Below are 20,093 nucleotides of genomic sequence, written 5' to 3' on the forward strand. Positions count from 1 at the left end.
CATGACCTATGACACCGCTCAGCCTGAACGGAGCGCCATCGACGCGACGCCGGGCATTGTCGCACTCGACTTCGGCACCAACTGGTGCGGCTACTGCCGCGCCGGCGAGCCGGCCATCGAGACCGCCCTGAAGGATTACCCGCAGGCGCGCCACATCAAGGTCGAGGACGGCCCCGGCCGGCCGCTCGGGCGTTCGTTCCGGATCAAGCTGTGGCCGACGGTCGTGGTGCTGAAGGACGGCGTGGAAGTGGCGCGCGTGACCCGCCCCGACGGCGCCGACGCGGTGCGCGAGGCATTGGCCAAGGCCGTAGTCCAGGCGGCCAACCCATGAGCGCCCCGAAAAACCGCGCGCGCACGGTCCTGTTCGCAAGCCTGATCGGCACCACCATCGAGTTCTTCGACTTCTATATCTACGCCACCGCGGCGGTGCTAGTGTTCCCGAAGCTGTTCTTCCCGGCCGGGGACGCCTCCGCCGCGATGCTGCAGTCCTTCGCCACCTTCGCCATCGCCTTCTTCGCGCGGCCGATCGGCTCGGCCCTGTTCGGCCACTTCGGCGACCGCATCGGGAGAAAAGCCACCCTGGTCGCGGCCCTGCTCACCATGGGCATCTCGACCATCGTGATCGGCATGCTGCCGACCTACGCGGCGATCGGCACGATGGCGCCGCTGCTGCTGGCGCTGTGCCGCTTCGGCCAGGGCCTGGGCCTGGGCGGCGAGTGGGGCGGGGCGGTGCTGCTGGCGACCGAGAATGCGCCGCCGGGCAAGCGCGCCTGGTACGGCATGTTCCCCCAGCTCGGCGCGCCGATCGGCTTCTTCCTCTCGGGCGGCGTGTTCCTGCTGCTGACGCAAACCCTGAGCGAGGAACAGTTCTTCAGCTTCGGCTGGCGCATTCCCTTCCTCGCCAGCGCGATCCTGGTCGGCGTCGGCCTGTACGTGCGCCTGAAGATCACCGAGACGCCCGACTTCCAGGCCGTCCTCGACCGCAACGAGCGCGTCAAGGTGCCGGTGGTCGCGGTGCTGCGCGAGCATCGCGGCGCCCTGGTGCTCGGGACCCTGATGGCGATGTCGACCTTCGTGCTGTTCTACCTGATGACGGTGTTCGCGCTGAGCTGGGGCACGACCGCCCTGGGCTTTTCGCGCACCGAGTTCCTGGTGATGCAGCTGGGCGCCGTGGTCTTCTTCGGCCTGACCATCCCGCCGTCCGCCGTGATCGCCGACCGTTACGGCCGGCGCGCGGCGATGATCGCGGTGACGGTGGCGATCACGGTCTTCGGCCTGCTGTTCGGGCAGCTCTTCGTCTCCGGCCACATGGGGATGGTGCTGCTCTTCATGGTGCTCGGCCTGGGCCTGATGGGGCTGACCTATGGACCGCTGGGCACGCTGCTGGCCGAGCTGTTCCCGCCGGCGGTGCGCTATACCGGCGCATCGCTGACCTTCAACCTGGCGGGCATCCTGGGCGCATCGCTGGCGCCCTACATCGCGACCAAGCTGGCGACCGAGTACGGGATCGCCTCGGTGGGCTGGTACCTGTCGGCCGCGGCAGTGCTGAGCCTGATCGCCCTGCTGCTGACCTCGGGCGGCAGGACGCGCGAGCGCGTGCCCGAAAGCGCGGTGCAGGGCCGCGGATAAGGAAGTACTGTAATAAGGAAGTACTGTAGGGTGGGCGCCCCGTGCCCACCGGAACGATGAGCTATTGCGACGCTGGCATCTGGTGGGCACGGGGCGCCCACCCTACGGGGCAATGCGGGACCTGGAACGACCTTAGAACGAATACACCAGCGTCAGCGACGTCTGCGTATCCGTGTTCTTCTTATCCGTCGGCACATTCGTGTCGTTGCGGGCGCTGAAGGCGGCCTTCATCTGCATGGTGTCGTTGATCTTGGTGCTGAGCGACGACTCGGCGATCGAGTGCACGTTCGAGGTGCCGCGCTCGACGCTGAGGGTCTGGACAAAGGCCGCCGAGGGGCTGACCTGCCAGCGGAAACGCGCCGCGCCGCGCACCGTCACGCCGTTCTCGGTTTCGCCGGTCTCGCGCTGGCCCGTGAAGTAACCAGGACCGATCTCGACGTCGAGCGCCGTGGTGTCGCTGTTGTAGAGCTGCGAGCCATGGCCGACCGCGAACGAGGTGTAGCGCGTGTAGGCGCCGAACTTGTCGTTGACGTGCGAGCCGAGGACAAAGGCGCGGCTGCCTTCCTTCATCAGCTTGTAGGCGGCCTTGGCCGACAGCGCCCAGCGCTCGGCCGAACGCTGGCGGTAGCGTTCGCCGTCATCGTCGGTGATCTCGTCTTCCTTGAAGTAGCCGCTGACGATGTACTCGTTGCTCCAGTCGGCGGTCTCGTGGCGGGCGTCGATCTTGCCCGTGACCGAGGTGCCGGTGGTGTTGCCGGTGGTCGTGATCGCACCCAGCTCGGCCGAGGTGAACCAGCTTCCCTCGGGAATGGTTTCCGGACGCACAACGGACAGGCCGCTGTGGATGCTGCCGATCTGGGGGAGGTCGTCGGCGGCGCCGCCTGCGGCGGCGGCCATGCCATGCGCCGAGGCCAGGAGGACCAGCGCGTACAACGGGAATGATTTCATAAGCATGAGGACGGCTATGGCAAAGGCCCGGCCGGGAGGCCAGGCTTCTGCGCTTCATTCGTTCGGGGAAGGAGCGCCGGTGCACGCCGTGCGGCAAAGGGGCTCGGCCGACATTGTATCCCAGAAGCAGCACGAGCACGCCTTTCCAGGCGAACAGAAACCGCCGCGTGCGGCGCTTACGCGACTCAGCCGTAAGCGCCGCGGCAGGGCGTCGGGTGCCGGCTCAGGTGCCGATGTGGACGATCTTGAAAATGAACAGGGCTGCAATCACCCAGATCACCGGCTTGACTTCGCGCGCGCGGCCGGTGGTGAGCTTCAGGGCGGCGTAGGTGATGAAACCGAAGGCGATGCCCTCGGCGATCGAGTAGGTGAACGGAATCACCAGCGCCGTGATGGCGGCCGGGATGCTCTCGGTGGTGTCGCCCCACTCGATGTCGCCGAGGTCGCGCAGCATCAGGCAGGCCACGAACAGCAGGGCCGGCGCGGTGGCGTAGGCCGGGACCACGCCCGCCAGCGGGGCGATGAACAGGCAGGCCAGGAACAACACGGCGACGGCCAGGGCCGTCAGGCCGGTGCGTCCGCCGGCCTGCACGCCGGCCGCGCTCTCGATGTAGGCGGTGGTGCTCGAGGTGCCCAGCGCGGCGCCGGCGACGATCGCGCCGCTGTCGGCCAGCAGCGCCTTGTTCAGTCTTGCCATCTTGCCTTCGACCAGCAGGCCGGCGCGGCTGGCCACCCCCATCAGGGTGCCGGTGGCGTCGAACAGCTCGACCAGGAAGAAGACCAGTACCACGTTCAGGATGCCGACCGAGAGCGCGCCCGGGATGTCGAGCTTGAGGAAGGTCGGGTCGATCGAGGGCGGCGCCGAGAACACGCCCCTGAAGGTATTCCCGCCGAAGAAGAAGCTCAGCACGGTGACCACGATGATGCCGATCAGGATCGCGCCGCGCACCTTCAGGCGGTCGAGGGTGACGATCAGCAGGAAGCCGACGATGGCCATGATCGCTTCCGGCTTGTGCAGGTCGCCGGCCTTGACCAGGGTCGGCTCGCTGCCGACCACGATGCCGGCGTTCTTCAGCGCGATCAGGGCCAGGAACATGCCCAGGCCGACGGTGATCGCTACCCGCAGCGAGTGCGGGATGCCGTTCACGATGGCGCCGCGCAGGCCCAGCACCGAGACCAGGATGAACAGGCAGCCCGAGATGAACACCGCGCCCAGCGCGGCCGGCCAGGCCACGCCCATGCCCAGGACCACGGCGTAGGCGAAATAGGCGTTCAGGCCCATGCCGGGCGCCATCCCGATCGGGTAATTCGCATACAGGCCCATCACGGCGCTGCCGAGCGCGGCGACGATGCAGGTCGCGACGAACACCGCTTCCTTCGGCATGCCGGCGTCGCCCAGGATCGAGGGGTTGACGAAGATGATGTAGGCCATCGTCAGGAAGGTGGTAAAGCCGGCGAGCAGTTCGGTCCGCACGTCGGTGCCGCTCTCTTTGAGTTTGAAGTATTTGTCGAGCATTGTCGGCTGGGCTCCAGCGGTTGGGGCGCGGCGGCGCCGCGCATGGTTGGGATGGGCGAAGCATACACCCGTCGGGCATGTGTCGTCAGCAATGTTTCCCGACAAGCCCAGCCGAATGGCTATCATTTTCATCCAACGTAAATATTTTCTTTCCTTGATTTATGTTGCAACGTTGGTATCATCGATTTGCTGGCTGTCATGTCGACGGCCGTCAACCTGTGAGCCAGAGATGCAAATCAAGGCCTACCTGTACCTGATGGCTGCGGCAATCCTGGTCCCGGTGATCCTGTTCGCCGGGCTGACGCTGCGCCTGCTCGAACAAGCCGAAACCGAACAGGCGCTGGACGGACTGAGCGCAGCCGCGCGCAGCGTCGCGCTGCTGGTCGAGGACGAGCTGGCCGACGCCGAGACGGCGCTGCACGCATTGAGCGCTTCCCCGGCGCTGGCCAGCGGCAACCTGGCGGCTTTCCGCAGGGAGGCCCTGGCCGCCACGCGCGGTCCGGCCAGCTGGACCATCCTGATGGACGGGGAGGGGCACCAGCTCCTCAACACTCTCGTGCCCGCGGGTACCGCCTTGCCGCACGAGGGGCAGAAGGGCCTGTCCGTCCTGTTCGCGCAGCAGCGGGCGCTGGTCTCGAACCTGATGCCGGGCCGGGTCAGCGGCCGCCTGATGACCTATGTGGGGCTGCCGGTGACGATCGGCGAGCAGCGCTACGTGCTCGCCCAGGGCTTCAGCAACGAACACTTCCGCCGACACCTGGGCGCCGGCGTTCCGGCCGACTGGCAGGTCGACGTGGTCGACCGCGACGGCAGGCTGGTCTCGTCCAACCTCGGCTCGGTGGAGCTGGTCGGCCAGCCGGCGCCGCCGGCCCTGCTCGCGGCTGCGCGCGGCGCCGAGGAGGGCATCCTGGCGGTGCCGCTGCGGCGCAGCGACGAGGGGCGCGCCGCGTTCCACCGCGTCGGCTCCTCGGGCTGGACCGTGATGGCGGCGGCCCCGCTCGAGGCAATCGCGGCCGGGAGCGGGCGCGCCAAACGGATTGCCGCGCTCGGCCTGGTGGCGGCGCTGACCTGCGCGGCGGCGCTGTCGGCCTGGCTCGGCCGGGTATATGCGCGGTCGATGCGGCGCGCGGTCGATGCCGCCGCCGTCCTCGGGCAGGGCGGCGCGCCCGATCCCGGCCGCTCGCGCATCAACGAGATCGACGCCCTGCTGCAGGCCCTGCGCCAGGCCGGCGACGAACTGCGCCGCGCCCAGATGTTTCGCGAACACGCGGGCAACGAACGCCAGCACATGCTCGAGCGCGAACAGCGGGCGCGCCAGATGGCCGAGGAGGAAAACCGGGCCAAGGACCAGTTCCTGGCCATGCTCGGCCACGAGCTGCGCAACCCCCTGGCGCCGATCGCCAGCGCCGCCCAGCTGCTCAAGATGCCGGGGCTGGACCCGCACCGCGCGCGCTATGCCGGCGACGTGATCGGGCGCCAGATCGAACACATGAACCGCCTGCTGGGCGACATGCTGGACGTCTCGCGCGTCACGCGCGGCCTGGTCACGCTCAACCTCGAGGACGTCGACCTGCGCAACGTGGTCGAGCGGGCGGTCGAGCAGACCCGGCCGCTGATGGAAGAGTGCCAGCACCGCCTCGAGCTGCGCGTGCCGGCGCATCCGGTGCTGGTGCGCGGCGACCAGACCCGCCTGACCCAGGTGGTCGCCAACCTGCTGACCAATTCGGCCAAGTACACGCCGCCGCACGGGCACATCCAGCTGGTGCTGTCCGCCGCCGGCGACGAAGCCCAGCTGCAGGTGGCCGACGACGGCGAAGGCATCAGCGCCGAGCTGCTGCCGCGCGTGTTCGACCTGTTCTCGCAGGGCGAGCGCAGGCCCGACCGTCCGCAGGGCGGCCTGGGCCTGGGCCTGGCCCTGGTGCGCAGCCTGGTCCACCTGCACGGCGGCAGCATCGACGCCAGCAGCCCCGGACGCGGCGGCGGCAGCATCTTCACGATGCGCCTGCCGCTCAAGCAGGAGTTGCCGGCCCTGAGCGGCGTCGCCGCAGCGCTGCCGCGCCTGTCCGACGCCGCGCCGACGGGCCTGCGCGTCATGCTGGTGGACGACAACATCGACGCCGCGGTCAGCCTGTCGCTGCTGCTCGAGGCGGCGGGCGACCACCTGGTCTCGACTTACTACGATGCCGCCAGCGCCCTCGAATGGGCCGGCTTCGAGCGGCCCGACGCCTTCATCCTCGACATCGGCCTGCCCGACATGAACGGATACGAGCTCGCGCGGCGCCTGCGCGCGATGCCGCAGTTCGCCACGACCATGCTGATCGCGCTGACCGGCTATGGCCAGCTCCAGGACAAGACGCGTGCGCGCGAGGCCGGGTTCGACCTGCACATCGCCAAGCCGGCCGAACCGGACGAGATCCTGGCGGCGCTCGCGCAGGTGCGCGTAGCCGACATGCGGGTAGCCGACGTGCGCCTGTCCGACATCGAGCGCACCAGCTGAGCAAGGAGCCGGCGCGCGATGGACTGCTGGCGGCGGCGCCGATTTGCTAACATGGCGCCTTCATCACTCAGGATCGACCCCCATGCCGAAAAATAAGAAGCCCGTGCCGCGCAAGGCGGCGGCACCCGCCGAACCCGATACCGACGCGCTGGCCCAGGCCCTGGCCGACCTCGCGCTCGAGGTGGCCGAGGGCGAGGAGGACGAACCCGGCAACCCCGAACTGCTTGCCGCGCGCGAGGAGGAACTGGTGGTCGCGGTGCGCAAGGCGCTGCGCCGCAAGCGCGACGAGGTACTCTACGGCGCCATCGAGATCGCGCGCTTCACCGATCCGCACGCCTGCCGCCTGCTGCGCGGCCATATCGGCGAACAGGCCGCTACCCTGCACCTGCGCCGCGAAGGCGAGCCGGAACGCGAAATCGACGCCTTCCTGATCCCGCTGTTCGTGCGCAGCACCGGCGGCCTGGTGGCCGAGGAAACATTCGCCGACGACGTCGCCTACGAAGAGCTGGCGGCCAGCTTCGTGGCCGGGGACCTCGACAGCAAGGACGCACGGGTGGCGCTGGTGCGGCATGCCTACGACCTGGCCGAGATCGACCATATTTCGTTCAGCACCCTGCAGGAACTGCTGCGCGAGGCCGCTGCGAGCCTGGGGAGCAGGAAGCCGGCGCCGGCGCCGCTGCTGGAGGCCAGCATCCGCGGCTGGACCGGCGAGCGGGTGGCGCCCGACGAAACGGCCATGGAACTGCGCTTCCTGCTCGGTTTCTCGATGAAGCGCGCCGGCGATCCCTTCTACCAGGTGCCGGCTGACGAGATCGGCGCCGACGTCTATTTTGCCGACCGCATGCGCCGCTACCGCGCCTGGACCGAACGCGTGGCACCGCTGGTGCGTCGCTGCCTGGCGCGCGATCCCGAGCGGCTGTCGGTCAATTTCCTCTACCAGGATTTGTTCTACGGGGCGAAGGAGCAGGGCGTGGCCGAACTGGCGATCCTCGGGCTGCTGTCCGAGATCAAGGGCCTGCTGGCGGAAAAGGAGCTCGGGGCCGATGCCGTGCGCGCGGTGGTCGCGCCGGTCGACGGCGGCGAACACATCGTCCTGCGCGTGAACCTGTACGCCCTCGACGGCGGCCCGCCCTGGGGCGGCGTGAGCCGTGCGGTCGACCTGGCGGCCGATCTCGGCGCCGAGGTGGACGAACTGTGCGATGCGCTGACCAGCCTCGGCATCGACGACGTCTCGACCGCCGACGGCTTCAGCGAGGACGGGCATCCCGAGGGCGCCCAGCCCTATCCGGGCGACTGAGTCCGCCTGCGCCGGGCGGCTCTCGCTGCAGCGCAGCATTTCCCTCTGCGCTGAGCGGCCCATTCGTGGCCGCTACGTACCCGTTTCCCTTCCGCTATACCTACAGCCTGTCGCCGCCCTCGCGGCGGCGCCGCGCACACCTCAAACAGCCCCGGCAGCAGGGCAGAGCCGGGGCACACGCTTGCGCACGGCTTCTGTATGGATGAGTTTTCGTAGTTGTTTTTCTTGTATGAACGTAGGACTTTACCTACAGATGAGGCAATGCAACAACGGTCTCTCCTATGAGAGCGGATTTGTCTGGCGCACAAAATCATTTCCCTCAGCCAATGTTGCGATGCATAAATGAAAATAATGATAAATTTGCATGTTACGATTGCCGGGTTCGATGTCGGAAGAGCAGCCGCAGCGCATCGCGCCAGCGCTTTGCCGCCGGACCCCAAGATCAACTAGAACGCCCACGAGGCGAAAGGAAATCAACATGCCGACCCTTATCGTGTTTTGCCACCTGCGCTGGGATTTCGTGTTTCAGCGTCCCCAGCACCTGATGACGCGTCTGGCGGAACACTATGACATCCTCATCGTCGAGGAGCCGGTGCACACCGAAGGGCAGGTACACCTGAAGAAGACGGCCGTCGCGCCGAACATCACGGTGTGCCAGCCGCATACCAATGTCCCGCACCACGGTTTCCATGACGACCAGATCCCGGTACTGCAAAGCCTGCTGGCCGACCTGGTCCCGGAAGACGAGCGTCCGGTTGTCTGGTTCTACACCCCGATGGCGCTGCCGCTGCTGCAGGGCTTCAATCCCTCTCTCGTCGTCTACGACTGCATGGACGAGCTGGCCGCCTTCAAGAACCCGCCGAAGCAGCTGCTGCAGCGCGAATCGGCCCTGCTGAACATCGCCGACCTGGTCTTCACCGGCGGCCCCAGCCTGTACGAAGCGAAGAAGAACCGCCATGCCAACGCCCATTGCTTCTCGAGCAGCGTCGACGCCGCCCACTTCCGCCAGGCCAGGAACGCCGAGATCTCGCATCCGGAGCAGGCCAATATCCCGCATCCGCGCCTGGGCTTCTACGGCGTGATCGACGAGCGCTTCGACACCGAGCTGGTGCGCCGCATGGCCGAAGCCCATCCGGAATGGCAGATCGTGCTGGTCGGCCCGGTGGTCAAGATCGACCCGGCCGAGCTGCCGCGCGCCGCCAACGTCCACTACATGGGCCAGCGCACCTACCAGGAGCTGCCGCAGTTCCTGGCCGGCTGGGACGTCTGCCTGCTGCCGTTCGCGATGAACGAGTCGACCAAGTACATCAGCCCGACCAAGGTGCTGGAGTACATGGCTGCCGAGCTGCCGAGCGTGAGCACCCCGATCACCGACGTCAAGGTGCCTTACGGCGACGTGGTGGCGATTGCCGCGACCCCGGAAGAATACATCGCCGCCTGCGAGCGCATGCTGGCCCTGGGCGCCGACGAGAAGGCCGCGCTGGCCCAGCGCATGCGCGAGGTCGTCGCCAACACTTCCTGGGACAAGACCGCGGCCCGCATGCACGAGCTGATCAGCACCACCGTTCCGGGCAACAAGGCCAAGCCGGCCCCGGTCGCCGCCGAGACCGTCATCCCGGCGCGCGCCGAACCGCTGCCGGTGCAGGCTGCGTAAACCTCCGCTGCTCCAGTCAAACCCGCCCGGCCTATGGCCCGGCGGGTTTTTTCATGTCCATGAATGCACTCGTAGGGTGGGCACTCCGTGCCCACGCGTTTCGTTCGCATCCCTCATTGTTGGCTGAGAGATGCCGCTCGCACCGCCGAGCGTCGCCGGGCGCCATGTCGGATCACCAGTACTGCATGCCGTGCGGACGACACGTCGCCGTTGCGGACGACGGGAACGCGCGTAACGCGTGGGCACGGAGTGCCCACCCTACGTGTCCTGGACCATCGGGTTGTGCGGGCGTGCGCCGCCCCGACAGCTTCCGGTCAATGCCGGAACGAAGCCGGCGGCGGCACCACGGCCGGATGCGGCCGCTGGGCGGCGTCCTGGTCGGCCAGGCGCACGATCGACAGCGGATGGGCGAAGCGGATCTGTTCGCGCTCGAAGCGGCGGTAGATTTCGAGCAGGATCGCCTGCTGGGTGTCCATGTGCTTGATGTAGTCCGGACTCTGGAAGTGGTAGACCACTTCGAAGTTCAGCGACCATTCGCCGTAGTTGAAAAAGTGGGCGCGCTCGAAGGCCGCGCTGGGCTCGCTCGTGATGACCTCGCGGATCAGTTCCGGGACGCGCGCGAGTTGCTGCTCGCTGGTCCCGTAGGCCACGCGCAGCACGAAGGCGACGCGCCGCGTCTCCATGCGCTTGTGGTTGTGGATGCGGCTCTTGAGCAGGTCGCCGTTGGAGAAGATGACCTGCTCGCCGCCCAGGCCGCGCAGGCGCGTGGTCTTCAGGCCGATGTGCTCGACCGAACCGAGCACGTCGCCGACGATGATGAAGTCGCCGATCTCGAAGGGCTTGTCGAGCATGATCGAGAGCGAGGCGAACAGGTCGCCCAGGATGTTCTGCACCGCCAGGGCCACCGCGATGCCGCCGATGCCCAGGCTGGCCACCAGGGCCGTGATGTTGAAGCCGAAGTTGTCCAGCACCATCAGGAAGGCGATCACCCACAGGGCCAGGCGCAGCAGGAAGGTGACGACGGTGCGCGAGGACTTGCGCGGGGCATCGCCATTGGCGAGGTAGCGATCGCGCCAGGCGCGCAGCAGGGTGTCGCCCCAGATCGCCAGCTGCAGGATGATCGCGGTGATCGCCACCCGTGAGGTGATCAGGCGCTGCTTGTCGGTCAGCTCCAGCGCCAGGGCGCCCAGGTAGGCGGACACCGCCAGCATGCCGACGATATAGGTCTTGCGCAGCATCTTGGCCACCAGGTCATCGGCCACGGTATCGGTGCGGCGCGACAGCGCCTGCATCTTGTGCAGCATGAGGCGGCGCAGCCAGTGCAGCGCCAGCGTGCTGCCGAGGGTGATGGCGACCGCGATCGCCCAGCTTTCGAGGTCGTTGTTGAGGAAGGTGAGATCCATTGGGGCTCCGGTGTACCGCCGCTAAGGCAAGGCAAGCTGCCAGTGTGCGGCCCCTGCCGCGGGGAGCGCGCACAGTTGACATCCGGCAGCACGAGGCATACATTGCAATCTTTGCAATCACGCATTGCACTCTCGCCTTCGCCCGTCCTTGCCGCCACCGCCCGCCGAACACACCATGAGCAAATTCACCGTCTCCTGCGGCACCTTGATCGTCGACGGCGCCGGCCGGCTGCTGCTGGGCCACGTCACCGGCACCGCGGCCTGGGACATCCCGAAAGGCATGCAGGACCCCGGCGAGACCAGCCTGGAGGCGGCCATGCGCGAGCTGCGCGAGGAGGCGGGCGTGGCCTTTGCGCCCGAGCGTTTCGTCGACCTCGGCCAGTTCGACTACCGGCGCGACAAGCGCCTGCACCTGTTCCGGGTCGAGGTCGGGACGGAGCTGGGCGACCTGCGCCAGCTGGTGTGCACCAGCTTTTTCCCCCACCATGCCACCGGCCGGCCGACCCCCGAGATGGATGGTTTTCGCTGGGCCGCGCGTGCGGAGGTGAGCCAGTTGTGCTGGCCGCGCATGGCCAGCCTGCTGCTTACGCTGTCGTGGTAGTGGCCGCGCCCGGCGCGAGCGCGGCCGCGATGGCGTCGAGCGTGGCCGGCTTGGTCAGATGGCGGTCGAAACCGGCGCGGGCACTGCGTTCGCGGTCGGCCGCGCCGCCCCAGCCGGTCAGGGCAACCAGGCGTAGCCCGTCGTTGCGGCGGTCCCTGCGAAGCTCCGCCGCCACGTCGTAGCCCGACAGGCCGGGCATGCCCAGGTCAAGGAAGACCACCTGGGGCGCGAAGCCGGGCAGCATGCGCAGGGCCTGGTAGCCGTCGTTCGCCACCGCCGTGGTGTGGCCCATCGAGGACAGCAGGGCCGCCAGGGTGTCGGCGGCGTCGCGGTTGTCGTCGACCACGAGGATGCGCTGGCTCCCGGCATCCTGCGGCGGCACCGTCGCTGCCGAATCGAAGGGCGGGAGTGTCGGCGCGTCATCGAACGCCAGCGGCAGGCGCACCGTGAACCTGCTGCCCGCGCCCGGCCCCGGGCTGGCGGCCGTCACGCTGCCGCCGTGCAGCTCGACCAGGCTGCGCACCAGCGACAGGCCGATGCCCAGGCCGCCCTGGGCGCCCTTGTCGCCGACCTGGGTGAACATCTGGAACACACGCTCGAGCGCATCGGCGGGAATGCCGATGCCGTTGTCCGAGACCGTGATCACCGCGTCGAAGCCATCGCGCGCGGCTGCCAGCACGATCGCGCCGCCGCGCGGGGTGTAGCGGGCGGCATTGTTGAGCAGGTTGCTGACCACCTGGGTCAGGCGCGTCGGGTCGGCGTACAGGCGCACCGGTTCCGCGGGCGGGTCCAGCGTGAACGCATGGCCGGCCGCCTCGATCAGGGGAAAGCTGCTGTCGACCGCCGCCGACAGCACCTCGCCCAGGTCGATCCAGGCGCGGCGCAGCTCGACCTGGCCGCGGTTCACGCGCGCCACGTCCAGCAGGTCGTCGACCAGGTGCACCAGCTGGTCGAGCTGGCGGTCCATGATGGCATGCACGCGGTTGCGCGTGGCTGCGTCCGTGCTCGATTCGGCTCCGGCGCGACGCAGCAGCTGCAGGCCGCTGCGGATCGGCGCCAGCGGGTTGCGCAACTCGTGCGCCAGGGTCGCCAGGAATTCGGTCTTCAGGCGGTTCGCCTCGGCCAGGTCGGCCGCCAGGCGGCGCAGTTCCTCCTCGGCCGTCCGGCGTTCGGTGATGTCCTTGAACAGGACCGCGACGCGCCGGTCGCCGGCCGGGCCGATGCGCATCGCATACAGGTCGAACCAGCGGCCCAGGGCGCGGGCCTCGTTGACGAAGCGCGCCGGCTCGCCGGTCTCGACGACGCGACCGAAGATGTCGAACCAGTGCTGTTCGTGCTCGGGCGCGATGTCGCGCATGCGCCGGCCGACCGCGTCGACCAGCCCGGTCTGGCCGGCGAAGGCGGGGTTGGTTTCGAGGAAGCGGTAGTCGCAGGGACGTCCGCCGGCGTCGAAGATCACCTCGATCACGCACATCGCCTCGTCCATCGCGTCGAACAGCCTGCGGTAGCGCTCCTCGCTGGCGCGCAGCTGCTGCTCGGCCTCGAACTGGCGGGTGGCGTCGATCACCACGCCGGAGACCGAGGCTGGCCGGCCGTCGGGGCCCGCCGCGATCTGGCCGCGCGCGATGATCCAGCGCCAGCGCCCGCCCGGCGCACGCACGCGGAAGGTGGCGTCGTAGCCGGCGCCCTGGCGCAGCGCCGTTTCCAGGCGCGTGCGCGTGGCCGCCAGGTCGTCGGGATGGATGGTCGCGAAATACGCCGCCATCGGGGCTTCGGGCGGCACCACGTCGCCGAAGACCGCCGCCAGGCGCGCGTCGCCGTGCACGCGGTCGTTCATGATGTCCCACTCCCATACCGCGAGGTTGGCGGCGGCGAGGATGGTCTCGAGGCGCTCGCGCGCCGCGCCGAGCGCACGTTCGGCCCGGCGCCGCTCGGCGGCGGTGTTGAAGGCGCCGACATAGAAGCGGGCCTTGGCCGCGAGGATGGTCGGCGACACCGGCTCGTTCAGCACGGCGATGGCGCCGGCCTGGTACATGTCCTCGAGCGGGAAGCCGGGCGCCGAGGGTACGCCGAGCACGACGATCGGGGTATGGCTGGATCGGCGGTTGGCGCGCATCAGGCCGACGGTCTCGAGCAGGCGCGCCGCGTCGCCCGCATAGCCGACCAGGATCAGGGCGAAGTCGGTGGCGCACGCCTGGGCCAGCGCTTCGCTGGCCGAGCGGGCGCGCACGACGTCCTGGCCGAGCTGGGCGCCGACCTGGCCCACGGCCGGATCGGATGCTTCGCGTTCGCAGACGAACAGGATCAGGCCTGCGGGGCGTGGGGTCACCGGCCGGTCTCCGCGGTCGGCAGCGCTGGGGCCGCGGCGGGCGCGGACAGGTGCATGCAGATGGTCATCGATACGCCGCCCGGAACGGCATGGCCGCCGGCAGTCTTGTTGTACTCAGGATAAGAATGTAAAAGCGTCACGCGGAGATGTCAACCTTTCAAAGTTGCCATGCCTGTGCGCTTGCACTGTGACATTGTTTCCACAGGCGAGGCAATCGGCGCCGGCCGACGGTCGCGATGCCGATTTTTTCGGAGTAGCATGGCAAGGCGCCAGTGTGCGCAGGTGCATGCGACGCAGGTGCATCAAGACAGCGAGAACCGAGGAGACAGCAATGCAAGACGGAGCATACAGCGCCGACCCGTACGACGTGGCGACCATCATGGGGAGCCTCTACGGTGACGGCATCATCGCCTGCAAGGACGCGTTCGAACGGCCGTGGGTCCAGCGCCTGGGGCAGGACATCGCCACGCTGTTCGAGGAAGCGCGGCGCCAGCCGGGCGGCGCCCTGGAGCGCGGCCCCAGCCGCTATTACGTCGAGGTCCACCCGGAGCGCATCTCCGGTTTCGCCGACATCATCGGCCACCCCTGGGTCGTCGCGGTCTGCCGCGCGGTGCTGGGACCGGAATACCGCGTGGTCGAGGCCGGCTTCGACATTCCCGGGCCGGGTGCGCTGCACCAGCCCTGGCACCGCGACTTCGCGTCGCCGCCCGAGACCCTGGTCGGGCGCCGCCTGAATTCCCTGGCCTTCAATATCACCACCGTCGACGTGGACGAGGACATGGGCCCCTTCGAGATCGCGCCCGGCACCCAGTGGGACGACCTGGCGGGGGGCGACCCGATGTTCCCGCCGCGCGAGACCTGGCCGCGCTACGAGGCGCGCGCCCAGCGCAAGCTGCCGCGCATGGGAGACATCTCGGCCCGTTCGGCGCTGACCATCCACCGCGGCACGGCCAACGTCTCGGACCGGCCGCGGCCGGTTTTCGTGCTGGGCGTCGACGCGCCGGACGGACACAACGCCGACAAGCACGACCTGCAGCTCACCCGGTCCTATTACGAGAGCCTGGCGCCGGAACTGCGCCGCCACATCACCTGCCGCGTGGTGGACCGGCTCGAGCCCATCGTGCAGGCGCACACCATCGAAGGCCTGCGCATGGGCGTGACGATGTAAGCGCAGCCTGTACAGGCGGTCGTGGTCCGGCAGCGATGAGCAAAAAAAACGCCTGCGCGGCAGGTCGCGGCGCAGGCGCTGGGGAGGAGGGCGGCTTCAGGGCGTGCCCTTGTCCTCGCTCTCCGGTTCGGTGCTGACCGTGTCGGGCAGCGACTCCGTGATGCTGCCGGGCATCTGGCCGACGCGGCGGGCGTCGTCCGACTGCATGTCGAGGTTGACTTCCTCGGCCACCTCGAAGCGGCCGTCCTCGGCGCCTTCCTCGCCCGGCAGCAGGTTCTCCGAGCGGTTCAGGTTGTCGGTCTTGGACTGCTTGTCCTCGGGCTGGCCCTGCTGGTCGCCCTGTCCTGGCGTGGTCATGGTTTCCTCCGTATGCACATTGGGATCATGACTTCATTATCACCGAGACAAGCCGGGCCCGGCGCACGCTCCGTGCGCGGCCTGATTTGCCTACCCTTGCCTGCGTCCTATTTCGCGCGGCAGGTTCTTTTCCAGGATCGCCCAGATGATCAGGCCATAGGCCAGCAGGCGGATCAGGTAGTGCAGGGGCGAATCCTCGCCGCCGTTGTCGTGGACGGCCGAGTACAGGCGGTGCAGGCCTTCGATGAAGAAGGACAGCGCGAAATAGATGAAAAAGCGGTCGCCCGAATTGCGCCAGAAGCGCAGGAAGAACAGCGCGATGACGAGCGAGCCCATGGTGATGGCCCCGGTGAGCAGTTCGGTCATGTCATTCCCGTTCATGTCATTCCTTCTCGTAGATCAGGCCGTACAGCAGCAGGGCGACCGCGACCAGCGCGCTCACTAGGCGGGCGGGCAGGAAGTCGATGTTGGGGAAGACGATCTTGTCGAGCAAGAGGAACAGGTTGTTCAGTGTCATCACCGCGAAGCAGGACCCGCTCCAGAACAGCAGCCGGTGGCGGGTGCGCCGGTAGCTCGCGAACAGCAGCCAGGCGCAGGCCAGCGAGGTCAGGATGCACAGGAGGTAGATCGTTTCCGCCACTTACGAATCCTTTCGCAGTTTGAAGGCGTCGGCGAATTGTTGCGCCTTGCGGTCGAGGGTAGAGTGGATGAGCAGGGTGACTTCGACCAGCTGCCTGGCATACAGGTCGGCCAGCGCGTCGATGCGTTCGCGCAGGTGCTCGGAGCTGGGCTGGTACTGGTAACAGGCTTGCGGCGTGTCGGCGCAGGGACCGACCATGCCCGCACGGCACAGGTCCTCCAGCAGTGCGTGGGCGGTGCGCTCGCGTACGTAGAGGCGCTGCGCCAGCATCTCGCTGTGCCATTGCCGGGCCGGATTGGCGCGCAGCAGCAGCAGCGCTTCGAGGAAGGGTACGGACGGAATGCTGGTCAGCACAAAGCGCCGCAGGTCCTCCGGGATCGGGGCCTTTTCCATTGACGGTCGTTTGTTTCCGTTACGGAATGTTATCAAAAGAGCGCGTATTCTAGAGGATTCCGCTGGACAATGCACAGGCTATCGTGCGCCGGTCCAGCATGCTCGCATCCTGGGCTAGTGTGTGGGATTATGTGTCGGCTACAATGCGGCCCCGCCACACTCTTTCCGCTGCACACATGTTTCTCAGATTCTTCAGCGCCGCCCTCCTGGCCGGCGCGCTGCTCAGCCCCGGCCTGGCCGCCGCCACCGGCTGTCCCGACCACTACGCCGACGGGCGCGCTCCCGAGATCCGCAATCCCAAGCTGGCCACCGCCACCCGCGAGCTGTGCTACGGCGTGTTCGGGGTCATGCATTCCGGCGTCACCCGTACGCCCTTGTGGTCGGCCGAAAACCTGCGCGCCGAGAACGTCGAGTCGGCCCAGGGCATGAAGCGCGACAACGACTTCCACGCCGAATCGCGCCTGCCGCGTTCCCAGCGCGCGGAGCTGTCCGACTATGCGCGCAGCGGCTTCGACCGTGGTCACCTGGCGCCGAACGGCGACATGCCCGACCGCCGCACCCAGCGCGAGAGCTTCACGCTGGCCAACATGGTGCCCCAGGACAGCGACCACAACCGCCATATCTGGGCGCCGATCGAAGGCGCGGTGCGCAAGATGGCGAAGAAGGAAGGGCAGCTGTACGTGATCACGGGCCCGGCCTTCCTCGGCGCCAACCTGCGCAAGGTCGGCAACGTGATCGTGCCCAGCCACCTGTACAAAGTGGTGTACAGTCCGCGCCAGAAGCTGGCCGCCGCCTGGTTCACGGAAAACCGGGCGAACGCCGATATCCACGTGATCCCGGTGGCAGAACTCGAGCGCATCGTCGGCATCGAATTCCTGCCCTCGCTGAGCCAGAAGCAGAAGGAGCGCATGCTCAAGCTGCCGAAGATCCGCCAGAAGAAGGGGCGCTCGTCCTGAGCGCCGTCCCGAGAAAGGAATGCCATGACCGCAAAGAAGAAATCCGAGAAAACCTTCGTGCCGTTCGCGAACGAAGCCGATGTGGTGCACGTCGGCGACCTGATGCTCGAGAACCGCCTCGACCGCATCACGCTGTCGGGCGACGTCGACCTGACCCTGGACCAGGCCGGCCTTGCCCTGGCGCGCCGCCTGCACGCGCTGCTCGGCGAGATCGTCGGCAGGATGGAAGGCGCGCAGTTGCCCGAGCGCCTGCCGCCGCCGAACGTCGAACAGGTCGACAACCCCTTCAACTGATCCCCCTTCCGGGCGACGCCGATGCGCTCGCCCGGCCTCTCTCCGCCGCGGCCATCGTCTCCTCCCCGGGATGCGCCGCGTCCGTCCCGCGCTGGCCCCTCCGTTCCGAACGGCGCCGATCCAGACTGGCGCGGTGCGAAATCCAGTGCTTCAAAACCTCATCCGTTTATAGGGGTCAATGGTGCGCTAGCCCCCGGGTGTTTGGAGTAAGCTGATCTGGTCTCGCGTCAGCGACCTTACGGAGCCCAACCCGATGGCAGGAAACCCGTCAGACCCGACAGCACAGGATCCCTTGCGGATTCCCGTTGTCGCGGAACAGCTCGCGGTCGGCACCCGAACGGTGGACACCGGGCGCGGCGTCCGCATCCACAAGACCGTGGTCGAACAGCCGGTCACCATCGACGAGCGCCTCGGGCGCGAGGAGGTGGAGGTCAGGCACGTCCCGGTCGACCGCCTCGTCGCTCCCGAGGAGGCGCCTACCACCCGCCACGATGGCGACACGTTGATCGTGCCGATTCTCGAGGAAGTGCTGGTGGTCGAGCGGCGGGTACGCATCAAGGAAGAGCTCCATATCACCCGGGTCCGCCGCGAGGAACATCACCAGGAGTCCGTCGTCCTCAAGGCCGAGCAGGTCAACGTCGAACGCTTCGACGAATCCGGGTCCCCGCCAACGAAATGACCAATATATCTGGAGGAATGATCATGCAACATACTCTGATTGCCGTCTTCGACAACCATAACGATGCTACCAATGCGATGAACGAATTGCTCTCGTCGGGCTTCTCCCGCGAGGATGTGCGCCTGTCGCATGGCAACGAGGATCCGTCGATCGCGGCCTCTGGCACCACCACCATGGCCGACACCACCGACGCCGGCACCGAGCCGGGCATCGGGGCCAGCATCAAGAACTTCTTCAGCGATATCTTCGGCACCGACAACAACGAGCACCACGCCAAGTACAGCACGGCGATCGAACGCGGCAACCATGTGCTGACCGTGAACACCGACAGCGAGCCCGAAGTCGAGCGCGCCGCCGACATCGTCGAGCGCTACGGCCCGGTCGACATCGACGAGCAGTCTGAAAAATGGGCCAGCGGCGCCGGCATGGGCGGCAGCATGAACTCGGTCGGCGCGGGCGTCATGGGCGTCGGCGCAGGCGGCCTGCAGGGCTCGCCTTCGATGTCGATGCAATCCGACACCGACCGCCTGCCGCTGAACCAGCAGTCGCTGAACGACCCGAACCCGATGGGCACGACCTACCAGGAACCGATGTCCTCGAACGACGAACTGAGCCGTGGCACCTATGGCTCCGGCAGCGGCAACCTGCAGACCAGCATGGGCAGCAGCACCTCGCTCGGCCAGGGCGGCTCGGCTTCGGCCTCGTCGTCGCAAGGTTTGTCTTCGCAGGCTTCGTCGGCCTCGGGCACCTCCCTGCAGGGTTCGGCGCTCGAAGGTTCGGCCGCCGCGACCCAGGCATCGAGCCTGACCGGCTCCCAGCAGCGCGACACCAGCACCGCAGCGATTCCCGTGGTGCAGGAACAGCTCAAGGTCGGCAAGCGTGAAGTCCAGCGCGGCGGCGTGCGCGTGTTCTCGCGCGTGGTCGAAACCCCGGTGAACGAGTCGATCGGCCTGCGCGAAGAGCACGTGAACGTGCAGCGCCGGGCGGTGGACGAGCCGATCAGCACGACCGACGCCACCGCCTTCAAGGAGCAGTCGATCGAGATGCGCGAAACGGCCGAGGAAGCCGTGATCGAGAAATCGGCGCGCGTGGTCGAGGAAGTGATGGTCAACAAGGAAGTGTCCCAGCGCGAGCAGCAGATCCACGACACGGTGCGCCACACCGAGGTCGAGGTCGAACAGCTCGGCGCCGGTGCCGCCCGCTCGAGCATGATGAGCGACGACGACTACTACCGCAACCACTTCACCAGCAACTACGGCACCACCGGCGCCTCGTACGAGGACTATGCGCCGGCCTACAGCTACGGTTCTGAAATGGCGCGCAACCAGAAATACAGCGGCCGCAAGTGGGACGACGTCGAAAGCGACCTGTCGAGCGACTGGTCGACCCGCGCCGGCAGCTCGACCGGTTCGACCTGGGAAAAGATGAAGTCGGCGGTGCGCCATGGCTGGGACCGCATGACCATGGACGACGACGATTCCTACTACCGCAACCACTACAACGCCACCTACAGCAGCATGGGCGGCGACTACGACCAGTACAAGCCGGCCTACAGCTACGGTTCGCAGATGCGTAACAGCGACCTGTACCGCAACCGTCCATGGGACGAAGTGGAGCCCGACCTGCGCAGCAACTGGGAGAAGCAGCACGCCGGAAGCACCGGTTCGACCTGGGAAAACATGAAGGCGGCCGTTCGTCACGGCTGGGACCGCATGACCTCGTGATCTCCGCT

General features: G+C 67.7%; 19 protein-coding genes. 11 read left to right on the forward strand and 8 right to left on the reverse strand.

Features of this window, described 5'->3' with window-relative positions; all coding sequences use genetic code 11:
* Position 1: 1 nt before the first annotated feature.
* Positions 2–331, forward strand: a complete 330-nt coding sequence (locus ACSUZJ_RS13300; protein ID WP_499408860.1) for a thioredoxin family protein — start codon at positions 2–4, stop codon at positions 329–331.
* Entirely contained in the window at positions 328–1,629 is a 1,302-nt protein-coding gene (locus ACSUZJ_RS13305; protein ID WP_499408862.1) for an MFS transporter, read from the forward strand. Before ACSUZJ_RS13300 ends, ACSUZJ_RS13305 begins: the two co-directional genes overlap by 4 nt.
* Before the next feature lie 132 nt (positions 1,630–1,761).
* On the opposite strand, the gene ACSUZJ_RS13310 is transcribed toward ACSUZJ_RS13305, so the two are convergent.
* The gene (locus ACSUZJ_RS13310) at positions 1,762–2,583 is read right to left on the reverse strand and encodes a DUF481 domain-containing protein (protein WP_499408864.1); all 822 of its coding nucleotides are present in this window, start codon (positions 2,581–2,583) and stop codon (positions 1,762–1,764) included.
* A 217-nt stretch (positions 2,584–2,800) separates the two neighbouring features.
* Complete coding sequence (locus ACSUZJ_RS13315) at positions 2,801–4,093, reverse strand: NCS2 family permease (RefSeq protein ID WP_499408866.1); 1,293 nt, start codon at positions 4,091–4,093, stop codon at positions 2,801–2,803.
* Positions 4,094–4,322: 229 nt separating this feature from the next.
* Between ACSUZJ_RS13315 and ACSUZJ_RS13320 the strand changes: the two genes are divergently transcribed.
* The 3 genes from ACSUZJ_RS13320 (at position 4,323) to ACSUZJ_RS13330 (ending at position 9,541) form a co-directional block, all read left to right on the forward strand.
* Positions 4,323–6,590: a hybrid sensor histidine kinase/response regulator gene (locus ACSUZJ_RS13320; RefSeq protein WP_499408868.1), complete on the forward strand. Its 2,268-nt coding sequence runs from the start codon at positions 4,323–4,325 to the stop codon at positions 6,588–6,590.
* 82 nt (positions 6,591–6,672) lie between these two features.
* Entirely contained in the window at positions 6,673–7,887 is a 1,215-nt protein-coding gene (locus ACSUZJ_RS13325; protein WP_499408871.1) for a hypothetical protein, read from the forward strand.
* A 478-nt stretch (positions 7,888–8,365) separates the two neighbouring features.
* On the forward strand, positions 8,366–9,541 hold the full coding sequence (locus ACSUZJ_RS13330; RefSeq protein ID WP_499408873.1) for a glycosyltransferase family 1 protein: 1,176 nt from the start codon (positions 8,366–8,368) through the stop codon (positions 9,539–9,541).
* Between the two features lie 314 nt (positions 9,542–9,855).
* Here the strand turns inward: ACSUZJ_RS13330 and ACSUZJ_RS13335 are convergent, their stop codons facing one another.
* Entirely contained in the window at positions 9,856–10,944 is a 1,089-nt protein-coding gene (locus tag ACSUZJ_RS13335; RefSeq protein WP_499408875.1) for a mechanosensitive ion channel family protein, read from the reverse strand.
* 175 nt (positions 10,945–11,119) lie between these two features.
* Here ACSUZJ_RS13335 and ACSUZJ_RS13340 point away from each other — a divergent pair, with 175 nt between their 5' ends.
* Positions 11,120–11,545, forward strand: a complete 426-nt coding sequence (locus tag ACSUZJ_RS13340; RefSeq protein WP_499408877.1) for an NUDIX hydrolase — start codon at positions 11,120–11,122, stop codon at positions 11,543–11,545.
* Here ACSUZJ_RS13340 and ACSUZJ_RS13345 read toward each other — a convergent pair.
* On the reverse strand, positions 11,529–13,874 hold the full coding sequence (locus tag ACSUZJ_RS13345) for an ATP-binding protein (protein ID WP_499408879.1): 2,346 nt from the start codon (positions 13,872–13,874) through the stop codon (positions 11,529–11,531). The two genes, ACSUZJ_RS13340 and ACSUZJ_RS13345, sit on opposite strands and share 17 nt — an antisense overlap.
* Positions 13,875–14,205: 331 nt before the next feature.
* Here ACSUZJ_RS13345 and ACSUZJ_RS13350 point away from each other — a divergent pair, with 331 nt between their 5' ends.
* Positions 14,206–15,042: a phytanoyl-CoA dioxygenase family protein gene (locus ACSUZJ_RS13350; RefSeq protein WP_499408881.1), complete on the forward strand. Its 837-nt coding sequence runs from the start codon at positions 14,206–14,208 to the stop codon at positions 15,040–15,042.
* Between the two features lie 96 nt (positions 15,043–15,138).
* Here the strand turns inward: ACSUZJ_RS13350 and ACSUZJ_RS13355 are convergent, their stop codons facing one another.
* The 4 genes from ACSUZJ_RS13355 to ACSUZJ_RS13370 form a co-directional block, all read right to left on the reverse strand.
* Positions 15,139–15,399, reverse strand: a complete 261-nt coding sequence (locus ACSUZJ_RS13355) for a hypothetical protein (RefSeq protein WP_499408883.1) — start codon at positions 15,397–15,399, stop codon at positions 15,139–15,141.
* 90 nt (positions 15,400–15,489) lie between these two features.
* Complete coding sequence (locus ACSUZJ_RS13360; protein ID WP_499408884.1) at positions 15,490–15,780, reverse strand: DUF5985 family protein; 291 nt, start codon at positions 15,778–15,780, stop codon at positions 15,490–15,492.
* 1 nt (position 15,781) lies between these two features.
* A complete protein-coding gene (locus tag ACSUZJ_RS13365) occupies positions 15,782–16,039 on the reverse strand; it encodes a DUF5985 family protein (RefSeq protein WP_499408885.1) in 258 nt (85 codons plus the stop codon).
* Entirely contained in the window at positions 16,040–16,432 is a 393-nt protein-coding gene (locus tag ACSUZJ_RS13370; RefSeq protein WP_499408886.1) for a hypothetical protein, read from the reverse strand. It lies immediately after the preceding gene.
* A 176-nt stretch (positions 16,433–16,608) separates the two neighbouring features.
* Here ACSUZJ_RS13370 and ACSUZJ_RS13375 point away from each other — a divergent pair, with 176 nt between their 5' ends.
* The 4 genes from ACSUZJ_RS13375 (at position 16,609) to ACSUZJ_RS13390 (ending at position 20,085) form a co-directional block, all read left to right on the forward strand.
* On the forward strand, positions 16,609–17,388 hold the full coding sequence (locus ACSUZJ_RS13375; RefSeq protein ID WP_499408887.1) for a DNA/RNA non-specific endonuclease: 780 nt from the start codon (positions 16,609–16,611) through the stop codon (positions 17,386–17,388).
* 24 nt (positions 17,389–17,412) lie between these two features.
* Positions 17,413–17,682, forward strand: coding sequence for a hypothetical protein (locus ACSUZJ_RS13380; protein WP_499408888.1), 270 nt, complete (start codon positions 17,413–17,415; stop codon positions 17,680–17,682).
* Between the two features lie 253 nt (positions 17,683–17,935).
* Positions 17,936–18,361, forward strand: a complete 426-nt coding sequence (locus tag ACSUZJ_RS13385) for a YsnF/AvaK domain-containing protein (protein ID WP_499408889.1) — start codon at positions 17,936–17,938, stop codon at positions 18,359–18,361.
* A 23-nt stretch (positions 18,362–18,384) separates the two neighbouring features.
* The gene (locus ACSUZJ_RS13390) at positions 18,385–20,085 is read left to right on the forward strand and encodes a YsnF/AvaK domain-containing protein (protein WP_499408891.1); all 1,701 of its coding nucleotides are present in this window, start codon (positions 18,385–18,387) and stop codon (positions 20,083–20,085) included.
* Positions 20,086–20,093 lie beyond the last annotated feature (8 nt).

This window comes from Telluria sp. B2 (assembly GCF_051789535.1).
Classification (GTDB): domain Bacteria; phylum Pseudomonadota; class Gammaproteobacteria; order Burkholderiales; family Burkholderiaceae_D; genus Telluria.

Excerpts from the sequence above, each read along its gene's own strand:
- ACSUZJ_RS13380 (WP_499408888.1), top strand. The coding sequence starts at position 17,413 with ATGACCGCAAAGAAGAAATCCGAGAAAACCTTCGTGCCGTTCGCGAAC.
- ACSUZJ_RS13360 (WP_499408884.1), bottom strand. The coding sequence starts at position 15,780 with ATGAACGGGAATGACATGACCGAACTGCTCACCGGGGCCATCACCATG.
- ACSUZJ_RS13325 (WP_499408871.1), top strand. The coding sequence starts at position 6,673 with ATGCCGAAAAATAAGAAGCCCGTGCCGCGCAAGGCGGCGGCACCCGCC.
- ACSUZJ_RS13355 (WP_499408883.1), bottom strand. The coding sequence starts at position 15,399 with ATGACCACGCCAGGACAGGGCGACCAGCAGGGCCAGCCCGAGGACAAG.
- ACSUZJ_RS13305 (WP_499408862.1), top strand. The coding sequence starts at position 328 with ATGAGCGCCCCGAAAAACCGCGCGCGCACGGTCCTGTTCGCAAGCCTG.
- ACSUZJ_RS13375 (WP_499408887.1), top strand. The coding sequence starts at position 16,609 with ATGTTTCTCAGATTCTTCAGCGCCGCCCTCCTGGCCGGCGCGCTGCTC.
- ACSUZJ_RS13330 (WP_499408873.1), top strand. The coding sequence starts at position 8,366 with ATGCCGACCCTTATCGTGTTTTGCCACCTGCGCTGGGATTTCGTGTTT.
- ACSUZJ_RS13340 (WP_499408877.1), top strand. The coding sequence starts at position 11,120 with ATGAGCAAATTCACCGTCTCCTGCGGCACCTTGATCGTCGACGGCGCC.
- ACSUZJ_RS13315 (WP_499408866.1), bottom strand. The coding sequence starts at position 4,093 with ATGCTCGACAAATACTTCAAACTCAAAGAGAGCGGCACCGACGTGCGG.
- ACSUZJ_RS13390 (WP_499408891.1), top strand. The coding sequence starts at position 18,385 with ATGCAACATACTCTGATTGCCGTCTTCGACAACCATAACGATGCTACC.
- ACSUZJ_RS13370 (WP_499408886.1), bottom strand. The coding sequence starts at position 16,432 with ATGGAAAAGGCCCCGATCCCGGAGGACCTGCGGCGCTTTGTGCTGACC.
- ACSUZJ_RS13300 (WP_499408860.1), top strand. The coding sequence starts at position 2 with ATGACCTATGACACCGCTCAGCCTGAACGGAGCGCCATCGACGCGACG.
- ACSUZJ_RS13335 (WP_499408875.1), bottom strand. The coding sequence starts at position 10,944 with ATGGATCTCACCTTCCTCAACAACGACCTCGAAAGCTGGGCGATCGCG.
- ACSUZJ_RS13385 (WP_499408889.1), top strand. The coding sequence starts at position 17,936 with ATGGCAGGAAACCCGTCAGACCCGACAGCACAGGATCCCTTGCGGATT.
- ACSUZJ_RS13350 (WP_499408881.1), top strand. The coding sequence starts at position 14,206 with ATGCAAGACGGAGCATACAGCGCCGACCCGTACGACGTGGCGACCATC.
- ACSUZJ_RS13310 (WP_499408864.1), bottom strand. The coding sequence starts at position 2,583 with ATGCTTATGAAATCATTCCCGTTGTACGCGCTGGTCCTCCTGGCCTCG.
- ACSUZJ_RS13320 (WP_499408868.1), top strand. The coding sequence starts at position 4,323 with ATGCAAATCAAGGCCTACCTGTACCTGATGGCTGCGGCAATCCTGGTC.